We start from the raw sequence: 14,749 nt of genomic DNA on the forward strand, positions 1-14,749 counted from the left end.
CAGACGTCCGGCGCGCCTCACCCATCACGGGTCGTGCACGCCTGGTCGGAGTAGGCGACCTCGTCCACGCTCAGGACCGCGATGACGGTGAAGCAGTAGTCCTCGGCGGCTTCCAGGTCCCGTACGGCGACCTCGGTCTCCCCCGGCACCACCTCGCCGAGCGGAGCGGGGACGGAGCCGAACGGACCGCCCACCACGTGGTGCGACGCCTCCCCGCCGGTGTTGTCCTCCCAGGACACGACCACGGCGTCCCCCGAGTCGGCCAGCTCGACCCCCGTGGGAGCCCCTTCCTCGATCACACTGGCGGGTGGGGCGTTCGAGGCGTCGTCGGCGGGCGGGGGCGGCGAAGCCGCCTCGTCCGGTTCCGCCGATCCCGGACGCAGCACCACCACCGCCACGGCCACCACGGCGGCGAGCACGACGGCCGCCGCCACGGCGATGGCCGCGTACCGGGGCCATCGGCGGTTCGGCAGCGGAGTGGCCCGCACACGCGGCACGGGCGGAGCCGGTCGCCGGGCCTGCGCCGGGTCCTGGCTGAACGGCCGGGACGGCTCGGGCGTCGCGGACCCTGCCTGCGCGGGAGCGGGCTCGTCGTCCAGGCCGCCCCAGGGGTCGCCGCCGCGAGCGGGTGCGGGTGCGGGTGCGGGTGCGGGTGCGGGTGAACGATCGTCGCGGCTCACCGGGGACGCCGCCACCACCTCGGGACCGAAACGGTCGGTTCGCCGGTGGGCGAATCCGTCCCCGGTCGCGGGTGGATGGCCGTCCGAGGCCGTGGCCCGTACCTCCGCCGCTTCGGGCGCGTGCTCCGAGGTCTCCTTCGCCTCGTCCCACCACGCGGACTCCAGCCGCTCGGCCGCTTCGGCGTCGAAATCCTCGTCGTCCGCCTCCCACCACGCGGACCCCCTCGGTTCTGAGCGTGCGGCCCCGACGGTGAGAAGGGCGTCTGAAGGCTCAACGTCCACAGAGGGCGCGCCGTCAGCAGGGGACGCTTTCGCCACGGGTGGCACGCCCCCCTCAGAGGGCTCCGCAGAAGGCGCTTCGTCTGCACCAACTGCGTCTCCCGCAGGAGACTTCCCCTCCCCAGGCGACACGTCACCCTCAGAGGCCTCCTCATCCGCCTCCCACCACGCGGACTCCGTCGGCCCGGAAGGTTCGGAGGGCTCGGCCTCCACGGCGGAAAGGACCTCTGGGGGTTCGACGTCCACAGATGGCGCATCGTTCGCAGAGGGCCCTTCCACGACGGGTGGCACACCCCCCGCAGCGGACTCGTCCTCTTCCTCCCACCAGGCGGAGTCTCCCGGGGGCCCTTCCACAACGGGTAGCGCTTCCTCTCCGGAAGGCGCGTCGTCCGCCTCCCACCAGGCGGACTCCATGGGCTCGGGCGCCTCGGCCCCGCCCACCGACGCGTCGTCGGTACCGAGGGCGACCGGGAAAGCGACGGGTATCGTCTCCGCCCCCGTGGCAGGCCCTGCTTCCGGAGCGGCCGGGACGGCCGGTGCGGAGACCGCCGGAGGGAGCGACGCCGCCTCCAGCGCCTCGGCGAACGCGCGCGCCGTGGAAAAGCGCTCCGCCGGATCCTTGGACAGCGCCTGGAGCAGGACCCCCTCCAGCGTGGCGGGCACGTCGTCACGGGGCAGGGGCGGCGGGGCCCCGGTCAGCATGCGCTCACGCTGCCCGAACGGGTCGCCCTGGTCGCCGTCGAACGGCGCGTGACCGGCCAGGAGCGTCCACAGGGTGGCCGCCAGCCGGTAGACGTCGGAGGCGGCCGAGTGCGGCTCGCCGCGCAGGGCCTCCGGGGGTGCGTACCGCAGGGCGTCCGTGTCGAGCCCGACCTCCGGTGGAACGGACTCCGCGGGCAGCACGGCGCCCGCGTCGGCGAGCACGGCCCCCTCCGCGGACACCAGCAGGTTGTCCGGTTCCACGGCGTGGTGCAGCAGGCCCAGGGCGTGCACGGCCTCCAGCGCCCGGGCCACCGCCCGGCCCACCTCCACCACCTCGTCGACCGGCAGTGGCGCACGGTCGTGGAGCGCCGTGCCGTAGTCCCCCTCGGGCAGGTGCGCCAGGGCGGCGAAGGGCCGTCCGGACGACGTCAGACCGTCGTCGACCATGTGGACCACACCCGGCAGCCCGGACAGCTCACGAAGCCGCTCGACCTCCCCCGCGCCGTTCGCGCCGCGCATGACCTTCAGGACGATCCGCTCGTCATCGCTCTCCCGCAGCGCGCGGTAGACGGTCGACTCCGCTCCCCTGCGCAGTACCTCCAGGGAGTGGAACCCGGGTACCAGGCTGCCCCTGTGCTCTCTCACGACGACGCCCCTCCTCTCTGCCTCTCCCGCCCTCGGCGGCGGCCCGCCGGGTCCCGCCAGAACAGCGGGCGCGGATCGAACCACCAGGTGAGAGCTCTCGCGCGGCCCCGGCTGAGGCGCAGTACCCGCGACTGTCGGCGGATGCCGTCGGCGATGGCCGACGCCTGCTCCTCGGGGACGCCGGCCCCGGCGGAGAACCCGACGGCGTTCACCGTGCGCCGGAGCCGGGCGAGGTCCACCTCGGCCCACGCCCGGGCCCTCTCGGGAAGCAGACCGCGTGCCAGGTCCACCGTGTCCGCGACCGTGTTCCCCGGGGGCACCGTCACCTCGCACATGCGCAGATCCTCGCGCAGCTCCCGCCACGCGCCCATGACGCGCCTCGCGGGTGGGCCGGACCCCAGGCGTCGCCGCCTGCGCAGGAGCCGCAGCACCGGGACGGCCAGGACCAGGGCGACCAGTCCGCCGGCGACCGCGGCCACCACCCACCAGGGTGTCCGGTTCCGGTCCTCGCGCGGCGCGGAGACGTCGTGGGCGTCGTCCGTCGACGGCTCCTCGTCCGCCGGGTTCTCGGCCTCCTCCGGCTCCGCCGCGTCCTGGGGGGCCTCGTCCGCGGTGTCCCCGCCCTCCACGCCGGGCGTCACCGAGAACGGCACCCATCCGACGCCCTCGAAGTAGACCTCGCCCCAGGCGACGGCGTCGCCCGTGTAGACCGTGTGGGCGCCGGCTCCGCCGTCCGTCCCGGGCCCGAATCCGACGGCGACGCGGCTCGGGAGTCCAGCGGCTCTGGCCAGCAGCGCGAAAGCGCTGGCGAACTGCTCCGAGGTGCCGCCGCCCTGCGCCCCGGGCTGGGCGAGGATCGCGGCGACGTTGGCGTAGCCGTGGCCGCCGGGGGTCTCGGGATCGAAGGTGTGCGACTCCTTCAGGTAGTCCGCCAGGGCGCGGGCGCGGGCATAGGGCGCGCCCTCGCTGGCGACGGCGGCGACGACCTCGTTGAGGACCGGCGGCGCTCCGGCCGGGAGCTCGCGGTAGTCCTCGAAGAGCGCGTCGGCGGGCGTGGAGGCCCTGGCCAGCTCGTCCGCACGCCAGTCGGCGACGTCGCCGGTGACCTGGTAACGGGTGCCGGCCACCGGACCGTCCATGTTGACGACGGTGCCGGAGAACGCGTCGTAGCCCGGGGACGCCAGGTCGATCCGGCTCGGAGATCCGACGACGGGGACCCAGCCGCCCGGCAGGTCCTCCCCTACGGCGATCTCCACAGCGCGTTCGGTGGCGTGCGGCAGCGGCGGCACGGGTTCGGGGAACGTCCCGCCCGCGGACCGGTAGCCCGCCTGGGGGAGCCAGGTGGTCCCGGTGAAGTCCGCCAGTGTCACCCACCGCAGGCTGACCGGGTCGTCGGCGGTGACGGTGAGCAGGGGTTCGTCCGCGTCGGCGGCCCACCCGGCGAGGTAGCCGAGCGGGTTGAGCGCCGCCTGGGGGTCCATGGGCGGGCTCATCGCCTCACGCGGGTCGCCGGGCTCGGCGTTCCAACCGGCGAGCAGGACGGGCCCGGCGAACACCACGGCCCCGGCGGTCAGCGCCGCGACCACCCCGGTGGCCAGGTTCCGCCGCAGTCGACCCGGCGGGGCCGCGCCCGCGGTGTCGACCTCGATGCTCAGGCCCGCTGGGTCCGGCCGGTCGGCCTCCGACCGGTCCATCGACGCCGACATCAGCAGCACCGCGGCGACCGTGAGCATGCCGATCGCGGGAAAACCGGGTGGCGCGACGGGCCCGTTGAGCACGACCGCGCCGACCAGCAGCAGCAGACCCGGCACCAGGGCGAGCGCGCGGCGACGGCCGCACCACGCCAGTGCCGAGGCGGCGGCGGTCAGCCAGGTGGCCAGGACCGGCAGTGCGAGGGTGTCCGCGTTGACCGGGGTCGGCGCCGTGCTCGTCAGGATGCGCGCGCCCGAGTGCAGGACGGCCTCCACCGCGGAGCCGACCACGCCGGTGCCCTCTCCGGGCAGCCACACCGAGCACGCCACCACGACGGCCAGCGGGACGGCCAGCCCCGCCAGGAGACCGGCGGACGCGGACATCCGGCGCCGCAGCCCCAGGGTGACCAGGACGCCGAGGAGCGCGCAGGCGGGCACCACCGCGTAGACCTGGGCGGGCAGCGCGTACCCGGGGGCGATCGCCACCGAGCCCGCCGCCGCGGCCAGGACCAGCGCCGTCGCGGGGGCGGCCCCGACGCGGGCCGGAGGAACCGGCCCGGCCGGGTGCCCGCGCGACGAGTCCGCGGCGGGTCCGGGGACCTCGCGCGCCTCCTCCGACCGGGGCCGCGTCACCGTGACCATGGCGCCTCGTTCCAGCGGTCGGCGAATCCGGCGGCGTCGCCGGACGTGAGCAGCGTGACGTCCGCGGGCGCGGTCGGGTGCTCCCGCGCGCCGACGACGACGGCGACCAGCCCTGCGTAGCGATCCGAGAGCCGCGCGAACGCCCGCAGGTCGGCGGTGTCCAGCGCTCCGCTGACCAGGATCGCGGTGTCCCCCGACGGACGGCTCCGGGCCGCCGTCAGTGCGGCGGCCAGGTCGGTGCCCGGGACGGTGCGCGCCTCGGCGAGCAGGTCGAGCAGAGGCGGGAGACCGCCCGTGCTCTCCCGGGCCCGCCCGCCGGCCAGGCGCAGCTCGCAGTGCAGGGACGCCCTAACACCGGTGGCCAGGATGGAGGCGGCGGCCCCGGTCACCTCGTCCAGGCGGCCCTCGCCGCCGGGCGTGGGCCGGTCGTCGACGATGACGCACACACGGGTGCGGGAGGTGTCGATGTACTCGCGCATGACGAGCTTGTCCAGGCGCGCGGAGCTGCGCCAGTGGACGTGCCGCAGATCGTCGCCCACCACGTAGTCGCGGAGCGTGTGGAAGGTCAGGGTGCCCGCCGGGGCTCCGTCGGCCGCGCCGTCGGGGTCGGCCACGCGGCCGATCGGCACGGCGCGCAGGTACTCCCAGCGCGGGTGGACCCAGAGCCGGTCGGTGTCGCCGTAGCCGCGGCGCACCGAGGCCAGGCCCAGCGGGTCCGACCGCCCGGCCTGGAGCGGGCCGAGTTCGAGCACGCCCCGGCGCGAGGCGGTGATCCGGTACTCCACGGTCGCCTCGGCGCGCCCGGCCAAGGGGCGCTGCGCGACGGGCCGCCCGGCACCGGAGGCGAGCACGCGCTCGGTGATCCGCACCGCCCGCCGTCCGGTGTTGCGGGCATCGAGCACGACCCGCACGGAGGCGCCCGGCGAGGTGCGCACGACCGGGACCGAGCGCCGCACGCGCACCTCGCCGGGACGGCCGACCAGCAGGACCGCGACGGCCACCACGGTCACCGCGACGCCGCCGAGCAGAGCGATCTCCTGGTACTGGGACACGACCCCGACGGCGAGCAGGAGCGCGCCCACGGCGGCGACCAGCCATCCCCGTGACGTCGGCATCAGCGGCCCGCCGGTGCTCCCGGGTCCCGCGGCGAGGGCGCCGGGGTCTCCGTCAGGATCTCCGCCAGGACGTCGGACCCGCCGCGTCCCCCGACCGAGGCCTCCGGGGACAGGACGAGCCGGTGCGCCCACACGGGCTGGGCCAGGAGCTTGACGTCCTCGGGCTCGACGTGGGGCCGGCCCGAGGTGAGCGCGAGCATCCGCATCGCCTGGACCATCGCCACCGTCGAACGGGTGGACAGGCCCACACTGAGCGAGGCGTGCGCCCGGGTCGCGTGGGCGACGCGCAGGATGTACTCGTAGACGGCGTCGTGGACGTGCACCCGGTTCGCGCTCTGACGGATCCACGCCATCCGCTCGGGGTCGGTGCTGGGTTTGAGGTCGCCCGGCGAAGTGAGCCGGTCGCCCCGGATGATGGCGAGTTCGGCCGCGGGGTCGGCGTAGCCCAGCGTGAGCCGCATCAGGAAACGGTCCAGCTGCGCTTCGGGCAGCCGGTAGGTGCCCGACATCTCGACCGGGTTCTGGGTGGCCACGACCAGGAAGGGCGAGGGGACGGCGTGGGCGTGGCCGTCCACGGTGACCGTGCGCTCCTCCATGACCTCCAGCAGCGAGGACTGGGTCTTGGGCGAGGCCCGGTTGATCTCGTCGGCCACGACGACGTTGGCGAACACCGGTCCGGGGTGGAACTCGAACTCGCGCGTGCCCTGGTGGAAGACCGTGACGCCGGTGACGTCGGAGGGCAGCAGGTCGGGCGTGAACTGGATCCGCCGCCACTCACCGCCGACGGCCGCCGCGATGGCCCGCGCGAGCGTGGTCTTGCCGGTGCCGGGCACGTCCTCCAACAGGATGTGGCCCTGGGTGAGCATGGCGACCAGGGCCAGTCGGACGACGTCGGTCTTGCCGAGGACGGCCGATCCGACGGAGGCGACCATGCCGTCGAACTCGTCCGCGAGGAGCACGGCCTCGTCCGCCGTCATCGGCGCTGACGAGGCGGGGAAGGCAGGGTGGTTCACAGAGGGTGCGTCTTTCCGCAAGGGGTGGTGAAGGAGTGGGCGCCGTCGTCTCAGGGGGAGGCGGCGCGGCGGGAGCGCAGGGGAAGGCGCTCACGAAGGTGAGGCTACCGCGATCGGCGGTGGTTGGAGAAGGGGCGGGGGTGAGCGACCGGGGCGACCGCTTCCAGAGGCGGTCGCCCCGCACGGACGGCGGGCCTACGCCGTCAACGCGAACTTCTTCTGATGCGGTGTGAGGCTGGAACCCATTCCGTAGCTCTGCCCGGACGCTCCCGCTTCGAAGGTCTGCGCCAGCATGGCGAGGATTCCGCCGTTGAGCGCGCCGTTCAACGCGGCCCCGGCCGCTCCGGCGACCGCCATGGCCGCGCCGGGCAGCGCACCGCCGAGAGCTCCGAGACCCTTGCCCAGGAGCTTGAGGCCGCCCTTCAGTGTTCCCAGGGCCATCGTCTTGCCCAGACCCTTCCAGCCGCCCTGGCGGGCGAGCCAGGACGCGCCCTTGCTGCCGACGAACCGGAGCGCGGGCATGAGGGCCCGCTGCCCGACGAATCGGAGCGCGGTTCCCGCGACGGGCGCGGCGATGGCTGCGAGCGGAAGTGGCATGGTGAGCCGTCCTTTCGGTCGTATTTCAGTGTGGGACGCCGATCAGACCTCGGCGGTCGCCGGTCCCGGATCGAGGCGGATCGCACCGACGAAGTGGTCCTGGTAGTAGGGCGTTTCGATCGACACCTGGGTGACCGTACTGCCCGGGGCCGGGGCGTGGATCATCTCGCCTCCGCCGACGTAGATCCCCATATGGGAGGGGGGATCACCCTTATAGTGCAGATACAGGAGGTCGCCAGGCTGGAGCGAGTCGACGTCGAGGGGCTTCTTCTGCACGACGGCGACGTCGGCCCCGTCCCAGGTGGAGCTGGGCATGCCCCCGTTCCACTGGTCGAAGGTCGTCCTCGGTATCTGGACTCCCACGTCGTTCCACGCGGCCATGGCCAGGCCCGAGCAGTCGAAGCTGTCGGGCCCCGTCGCACCCCAGACGTAGGGTTTGCCGATCTGCCCCCGCACGTACTCCACCACCCCCCGGTGCGATGCGCCCGCGTTTCCGCGGAAGGCGGCCTGGTCGACTCCGCTGTCCTGGGCACAGCCCCCGTCCGAGCCCGAGTCGGCGGCGACCCGCTGGACGACAGGGTCGGCGTACGACGAGACGGACTCCGCCCCGTCGTACTCGCTGGGGGAGGTCGTCTCGTGGGCGGCGGACGACGACGCGGACGTCTGGAAGGCATTCCCGGTCAGGCCGCTCCCGGTCGGGCCGAACGCGTCCGTGGTCGTATCGGCCGGTCCGCACATGGCCGAGGCGAAGGCGATGCCCCCCATGGCCGCGAGGCCCGCCACGCCACCCACCACCCTCGCGGCAGCGCCCCGGTCGCCGTCCCGGCCGCGCGGGGCCAGCAGGAATCCACGCATGCGCGACCAGACGCGGGCCGCCGCGGCGAAGCCGACACGATGGCCGTTCACGCGCCCCCGCCCTCGCCAACGTTGCCCACGGCCGCACCTTGGAAGGCGAAGACGGTCCAGTCGCCTCCCTGAGGCACCATGGTGACCGCGTACGCGTAGGGCAGGGGCTGGTTCGCGCCCTCGCTCCCGGCGTTCGCCTGGAAGTGCACCTCCACCACGAAGATGACCGATTCGGTGCCGATGTGGCGGATACCCGTGACCATCGTCGAGGCGTCGTTCTGCTGCGGGTCCTGCGGGAGGCCGGCGTCCGGCGTGTTGAGAACGAGGGTCTCCAACGCTCCGAAGAACTCTTCGGAGACCATCGGTGAAAGCCGGTCGAGGCGCTCTTCGTCGGACTCCTCGGGTCGGGCCTCGCTGTAGGACGTGATGAAGTCCCGGGCGGTCTCGGCTCCGGTCTGGAGCTCGGCCTCGGAGAAGGGGATCATCGCCATGACGTCGTCGACGGGCTCCCCCCGAGGGGCTCCTCCCCCGGCCTCCCCATCCCCGGCCCCGGCCCCGGGAGAGACGCTCGTTCCCTGGCCCGGGTCAGAGGCCGGATCGCCGCCCGACACGAGCTGGAAACCGAGGAACACCAGGGCGACGACCAGGATGGCCACGATCGCGAACACGATCGTCTTCTCCCGCGAGCCCCCCGAGAAATCGCTCATGCCGGACCCACCACTCTGATCACGGGCACCCACTCGTCGAGAATGCGGACACGAACGGACCATCCATACCCGCATCGAGTCAAGAACGCAAGAGAAACCAAGAACCACATGTGTCACGAAGAGCGACTTTTCCTAACGCTTCGATGACGTTCCCTTTCCCGCCCTTCGCCGGGAGACCGTGGCGAGAAAGGTCCACCCGGAGCCCTTCTGCCCATTGACCAAGGGTGATCACGCAGAAGAGCCATCCGAGTCTCTTCCGTTCGTGAACAAGGACTTCATTCCTTCACTTTGGCCGCGTGGCTCACCCATCATCGGCTACTCAAAGTCATCATGATGGGACAACTCACTTGCCCGACTTCCGGTCAGGCCGGTATATATTGCCTGCCGTCCGTCCCCAGACCCGGACCACGGTGCCGCTGACACCGACCATGTCCGCGAGGTCCCCACGTCGACCCGGACGGGGAGACGACACTTCCACGAAGCGAAGCCGGTGAGGGGAGTCGAAGCGATGGCGAAGCGCGGACCCGAAGCCATCGGCCCGGAGGTCCCACGTACCGACGACCTGACCGACTGGCGCGAGGAGACGGTTGTACTGGGGTGCCACGGCGGGGCCGGCACCACGACTCTGCGTGTCCTGTTGAAGACCCCCTGGGACCTCGGCGCGTACGACGCCGAACGGGGGGAGATCGGCACCTTCGGCCGACCCCTCGTCCTCACCTGCCGCGACAGTGTCGCCGGGACGGCCCGTGCCGCGGAGGTCATCAACGTCCTCGAACGCAACGGGCTGCGCCCCGCGGCCCTGGTGGTCGTGGCCGACGGATCCGGACCAGAACCGTCCGAGTCCAGGGCGCGTCTGCGCCTGGTACGGGACCGGGTCGGACACCTCGTCCGGTTCCCCTTCGTCCCGTCGCTACGCTACGTCGACGCCGTCGACGCGGACCGGGTGAAGCTGCCGGCGAAGGCCAGAAGGGCCCTGGAGGAGATCAGAAAAGCCTGCCTCAGCGCAGCGACCGAGACCCTGTCGCAGCAGGGCGCAGGGTGAGGAGAGCGGGAGACGCATGGACGCCTTGCTGTACGCGAGTGACCTGACCGGCCACATGGCCATGGTGCCCATGGACTTCGAATGGAACAACAAGCCGGAGCTACCGGACTTCGATGACAACGACAACCCGATCGAGCAGGTGATCAGCTGGGGCCAGGGCATCATCGTCGTCATCGGCATCATCGGTGTCCTCTTCGCCGCGGGCAAGATGGCCATCGGCAAGTTCGGCCGATCCGACCTCGCCGCCGACGGTGTCGGAGGGCTGGTCTGGACGGTGATGGGGATCTCGCTCATGCTCGTGGCCGTCCCGATCATCCTCGCGATCGCCAGTGTCCCTGGCGCCGGCGACTGATGCTGTCGGGGCTGCTGCCCGCGATCGCGGACACCGTCCACATGGCAGCGGCGATCCCGGCCGAAATGCAGTGGGACCCCGTGCCGAGGATGCCGGACTGGGACGTCGGGAACACGCAGGGCAATGACGCGGACCCGATCGGACGCTTCCTCGGATACACCCAGGGGGTCATCATCGTCCTGGGGGTCATCGGCATCCTCTACTCCGCCGGAAAGATGGCGATCGGGAAGCTGGGTCGGTCCGAGATAGCCGCGGACGGAGTCGGCGGTGTGATCTGGACCATCATGGGGGTGTCCCTTGCGATGGTCGCCATTTCCGTGATCACCACCCTCGCGGGCGTGTGAACCGGGCCAGAGCAACACGACTGGGGGTTCTGTCAGGTGTGGGAACAGGTCGAGCTGGCATCGGGAGCCGAGCTGGCCCTGGCCGCCGGGCGTCAGGAGTTCAACAACTCCGGGAACGAGATCCTGGGTTACGTGGCCGGTCTCGGCGTGGTCCTGGGCATCCTCGCGCTCGTCGTCGTCGGCGGTCGAATGATCCATGCCAACTTCACCGGCGACCCCTGGATCGCCGCCCGCGGTATGGCCGACCTCCCCTACGTCGTGCTGGCGATCGTCCTCATCGTCGCCTCCGGCACCCTGGTCGGAAGCCTGCTCCAAGGCTCCACCCACGAGACCGAGGAAAACCTCGGGTCCCTCATCGAGGGGGTCGCGCAGGACCAGGACGAAGAGGAGCGGGAAGCAGCCGACTGCGAAGACGGTGTCGCCCTCGAGACCGAGGATGACAACTACATATGCCCTGACAAAGACGGTTACGAAGAACTCGACCACGCCACCGCGCTCTCGGGACCGGACGACCCGCGTTGCACGGACGACGGCTCGGCCAACTGCTGGGAATACTGCTACGAAGGCAGTTTCGGGTATTTCTCCAACGGCTTCAAGGCCTCGCCCTGCACGCCGGACGACCTGGACCTCATGGAGCCCGCCAACTGGAGCTACGCCCCCTATCACTGCCCCAATCTTCCCGCATCGTGGTGGGAGAGAAGCAACGCCTGCAGGGACCACCCGTTAGAGAACGCGGGGGAGCTCCCCGACGAGTACGGCACCGACCTCGACACGGCCAGGATGCAGAAATACTACGCCTGTGTACTGTATGGCGACTGGGTCCTGGGCAACCAGAACAAGGAATGGGCCAAGGACTCCCTCGGTCAATTCCGGATACCCGATCACTTCTGCCCGGTGACGGCCTCCGCTCGGCCTGACGACGAGTAGCCACTGGGTGAGAAGACGTGAACCGACCGAGAAGCCGAGGAGGTGGAACCAATGGAACAGGAAAACGTCGAAGGCTGGGTGACGGAGAGCCTTCAAGGCGTCATCGAGCGCATGTTCGGGCTGCTGATCGACAGCGGTGCCCGAGGCCCCGTCTGGGGTGAGTACCAGGGATCACCGACGAGCACCCAGACCGTCATCGACCAGGGCGTACTGCAGCTCCAGAACGTCTTCAACCCACTGGTCCTGTTCCTGGCGACGCTGGGCATCCTGCTTGCGGCCGCCCGCCTCCTGTGGACCCGTCGGCTCGACCCGATGATAGACCTGATTCGCGGACTGCTGACGGTCATCGTCGCCACCTTCGGCGGACTGTTCCTCATCTACGTCCTGTCGCAGTTCAGCAGCGCGTTCACCTCGATGATCCTCGGCGCGGGAACCTACCGGGCGCCCTACGACAACGGCTCCGGGCTGGACCGGGAAGTGAACTTCCTGTACGCCGCGCAGGAGGTCTACCCGAGCATCATGCGCGTGGGGGTCGTCAACGATCTGGGCTTCGGCGACAACGAAATCTCCCGCGGGGCAGTGTCCTCCATGGTCGGACTCGCCGTGATCCTCGGCGTGATCGCCCAGATGGTCGTCCTTACCCTCCTCGACGCGATCATCTACCTGATCGCCTGCCTCCTTCCGCTGGCCGCAGCCAGCGCCATGATCCCGAACCTGAAGCTCCTGCCGAAGGTCATCGGGTGGCTGTTCGCGTGCCTGCTGTACAAACCCCTTCTCCTCATGATCTATCTCTCCGGGCTCGTGATCCTGGCGACCGCGGACGACTACGGAACGGATGGCGAGGACGGTCTGCTCCGGTACCTGCTGGGAGCGGCGATCATGCTGCTGGCCACCGGGGCCCTCCCCGTCCTGATGAAGCTCATGAGCTCGGGAAGCATGTGGGCGATGGCCTTCCTCGCGGGCGGCGTCAATTCCGTGACCGGTGGCGGCGGTGGCGGCGGAGGCGGAAACAGCAGCGGTAGCAGTACCAGCGCCGACTCCGCCAGCACCAACGCCCAGTCCAACAGCTCGTCAGCCGACAGCGGATCCGCCAACGCCCAACAGGCCGCGGCCGGGGCCAACGAACGCGCCGCCGGGGTGTCCCGCAACCTCGACGGGGGCGGCACGGACACGGGCGGCGACGCGGCCGCCGTGACGGCGGCGAGCGCGGCCGGCACCGGAACGGGAGCCGCGGGCACGTCGCCCCTGGGAACACAGGGGCAGTTCGCCGGCCTGGACGGCGGCGGCACGGACGGTGCTGCGAACCCCGCCGGAGGCGCGGCCGACGGCGGTACGAACGGTGCGGCGAACCCCGCCGGAGGCGCGGCCGACGGCGGTGCCCCCGGGGCGACGGAGGTGACGAGTTCGACCGTCAGCGGCTCCGAGCAGTCCTCCAGCCAGACGGTCGCCTCCGGCGCCGACGACGTGGCCGGGGGCGCGGATGCGGGAGGCGGATTCTCCTCGGCCGGTGACGGCGGGGGCACGGCGCCGGGCCCGGACTCACCGGGCGGCGCGGTCATGGTCTCGGACGGCGGAGGCGGGGCCTACGACGGGGGAGGCGCGGTCTCCGGTGGAGGCGCAGGGGCCCCGCCCACCGGAGCGGGCTCGGATTCACTCGCCGACGGCGCAGACGGAAGGATGGTCTAGGTGGTTCGCACGTACGGAGGTTGGCGCCGCCGACGCAGCATCGGGCTGTTCGGGCTGGGGCTCAACGCGACCCTCATCCTGTTGGCCGGCCTGGTCGTGCTGATGCTGTCCGGCATGTTCGCGCCCACGTTCGCCCTCTACTTCCTGCCCGTCATGGTGGTGGCCTTCCTGCTCGCCGCGGTACCCGTGGGGGGCGAATCGGTGCTCAGCTTCCTGCTGACCCGGCTGCGCTGGTGGTGGGCCAAGGTCCTCGGACACACCCGCTACCGGGCCGGTGTCATGGTGGAGCACCCCAGGGCCTTCCAGCTGCCGGGCGTCCTGGCGCCCGTCACCCTGCTCTCCTGCGAGGACGGCAGGGGCGGCCGGTTCGGCCTGGCCTGGAACCGGCGCCTGGGGCACATGACCGCGACGGTCCTGGTCTCGTCCAACTCCGTGTGGCTCGCCGAGCCCTCCGACGTCGACACCTGGGTGGCCAACTGGCACCAGTGGCTGGCCTCGCTCGGCTACATGCCGTGGATCCAGTGGGTCACGGTGACCGTCGAGTCGCGGCCCGCGCCCGGCAGCGCACTGCGCGGCAACGTCGAGGCCGACATCGACCCGCAGTCCCCCGCCGCGGCACGCCGGATCATGCGCGACCTCGTACTGAACGCCCCGACCGTGAGCGCCCAGGTCGAGACCCGGATCAGCCTCACCTACGACCCCCGCAAGTTCCCGGTGGCGCCCAAGGACCGTATGCAGGCGGCGGTGGAGATCAGCGGCTACCTCAACCAGATCGAGACCAGTCTCGCCAGCACGGGGGTGTCCGTCCTGGGGCGGGCCACCCCCGAGCAGCTCGTCGCCATGGTGCGCACCGCCTACGACCCGACGGTGCTCAGCGACGTCAGCACCATCCTGAGCGACAAGCCCCAGGACATCGGGACCGTCGACTGGACCGACGCCACCCCCGTCGAGGCCGAGGTGCACCACGACCGCTACACCCACGACAGCGGGACGAGCGTCTCCTGGATCTGGCAGGAGGCGCCGCGCACCCACGTGACGAGCACGGTGCTCGCCGAACTGCTCTCGCCCACCCGGTGGGTCAAGAGGACCACCCTGCTGTTCCGGCCCTGGCCCGCTGCCGCGGCGGCGCGCGCCCTGGAGCACCAGAACGCCGCGGCCCAGTACAAGAGCGACCTGTCCGCGCGCGTGCGCCACCGGGTGAGCGCCCGCGACCGCCAGGACGTCGCCTACGCCCAGCAGGCGGCCCGGGAGGAGACGCGCGGAGCCGGTCTGGTGCAGGTCAGCCTGTACACGACCGCGACCGTGGACGACGGGGAGAAGATGCGGCAGGCGGTCGCGCACACCGAGTCCGCCGCCGAGACGTCACGGATCCGGCTGCGCCGCGCCTGGGGCAGCCAGGACGTCGCCTTCGCCACGACCCTGCCACTCGGAGTGTGCCCGCCGTTCCTCATTCAACGCGGCATGGGTTAGAGAGGAAGACC

13 protein-coding genes are annotated in these 14,749 nt (G+C 71.7%); 6 read left to right on the forward strand and 7 right to left on the reverse strand.

Annotation, left to right across the window (positions count from 1 at the left end; translation table 11 throughout):
- Positions 1–17: 17 nt before the first annotated feature.
- The 7 genes from DFP74_RS08905 to DFP74_RS08935 all read right to left on the reverse strand — a co-directional run bounded on the left by DFP74_RS08905 (position 18) and on the right by DFP74_RS08935 (position 8,917).
- On the reverse strand, positions 18–2,306 hold the full coding sequence (locus DFP74_RS08905; protein WP_158612984.1) for a serine/threonine-protein kinase: 2,289 nt from the start codon (positions 2,304–2,306) through the stop codon (positions 18–20).
- Positions 2,303–4,639, reverse strand: a complete 2,337-nt coding sequence (locus DFP74_RS08910; RefSeq protein ID WP_121181255.1) for a transglutaminase domain-containing protein — start codon at positions 4,637–4,639, stop codon at positions 2,303–2,305. The genes DFP74_RS08905 and DFP74_RS08910 overlap by 4 nt, the downstream gene beginning before the upstream one ends.
- Positions 4,627–5,754: a DUF58 domain-containing protein gene (locus tag DFP74_RS08915; protein ID WP_121181256.1), complete on the reverse strand. Its 1,128-nt coding sequence runs from the start codon at positions 5,752–5,754 to the stop codon at positions 4,627–4,629. The genes DFP74_RS08910 and DFP74_RS08915 overlap by 13 nt, the downstream gene beginning before the upstream one ends.
- The gene (locus DFP74_RS08920; RefSeq protein WP_199725875.1) at positions 5,754–6,731 is read right to left on the reverse strand and encodes a MoxR family ATPase; all 978 of its coding nucleotides are present in this window, start codon (positions 6,729–6,731) and stop codon (positions 5,754–5,756) included. Before DFP74_RS08920 ends, DFP74_RS08915 begins: the two co-directional genes overlap by 1 nt.
- A gap of 231 nt (positions 6,732–6,962) precedes the next feature.
- Positions 6,963–7,364, reverse strand: coding sequence for a hypothetical protein (locus DFP74_RS08925; RefSeq protein ID WP_121181257.1), 402 nt, complete (start codon positions 7,362–7,364; stop codon positions 6,963–6,965).
- A 42-nt stretch (positions 7,365–7,406) separates the two neighbouring features.
- Positions 7,407–8,270: a C40 family peptidase gene (locus DFP74_RS08930; protein WP_233570885.1), complete on the reverse strand. Its 864-nt coding sequence runs from the start codon at positions 8,268–8,270 to the stop codon at positions 7,407–7,409.
- Entirely contained in the window at positions 8,267–8,917 is a 651-nt protein-coding gene (locus DFP74_RS08935) for a hypothetical protein (protein ID WP_121181258.1), read from the reverse strand. The genes DFP74_RS08930 and DFP74_RS08935 overlap by 4 nt, the downstream gene beginning before the upstream one ends.
- 508 nt (positions 8,918–9,425) lie before the next feature.
- On the opposite strand from DFP74_RS08935, the gene DFP74_RS08940 reads away from it, so the two are divergent.
- Genes DFP74_RS08940 through DFP74_RS08965 form a run of 6 tightly spaced genes read left to right on the forward strand, consistent with a single transcriptional unit; the run spans position 9,426 to position 14,738 of the window.
- Positions 9,426–9,959: a hypothetical protein gene (locus DFP74_RS08940; protein ID WP_233570886.1), complete on the forward strand. Its 534-nt coding sequence runs from the start codon at positions 9,426–9,428 to the stop codon at positions 9,957–9,959.
- Positions 9,960–9,975: 16 nt separating this feature from the next.
- Positions 9,976–10,311: a hypothetical protein gene (locus DFP74_RS08945; RefSeq protein WP_121181259.1), complete on the forward strand. Its 336-nt coding sequence runs from the start codon at positions 9,976–9,978 to the stop codon at positions 10,309–10,311.
- Between the two features lie 41 nt (positions 10,312–10,352).
- Positions 10,353–10,655, forward strand: a complete 303-nt coding sequence (locus tag DFP74_RS08950; RefSeq protein ID WP_233570887.1) for a hypothetical protein — start codon at positions 10,353–10,355, stop codon at positions 10,653–10,655.
- Positions 10,656–10,691: 36 nt separating this feature from the next.
- Positions 10,692–11,582: a pilin gene (locus tag DFP74_RS08955; RefSeq protein WP_199725565.1), complete on the forward strand. Its 891-nt coding sequence runs from the start codon at positions 10,692–10,694 to the stop codon at positions 11,580–11,582.
- 51 nt (positions 11,583–11,633) lie between these two features.
- Positions 11,634–13,268: a hypothetical protein gene (locus DFP74_RS34880; RefSeq protein WP_121181261.1), complete on the forward strand. Its 1,635-nt coding sequence runs from the start codon at positions 11,634–11,636 to the stop codon at positions 13,266–13,268.
- Positions 13,269–14,738, forward strand: coding sequence for an SCO6880 family protein (locus tag DFP74_RS08965; protein ID WP_121181262.1), 1,470 nt, complete (start codon positions 13,269–13,271; stop codon positions 14,736–14,738).
- The last annotated feature ends 11 nt before the right edge of the window (positions 14,739–14,749 follow it).

Source organism: Nocardiopsis sp. Huas11, from assembly GCF_003634495.1.
In the GTDB taxonomy this organism is placed as follows: Bacteria; Actinomycetota; Actinomycetes; order Streptosporangiales; family Streptosporangiaceae; genus Nocardiopsis.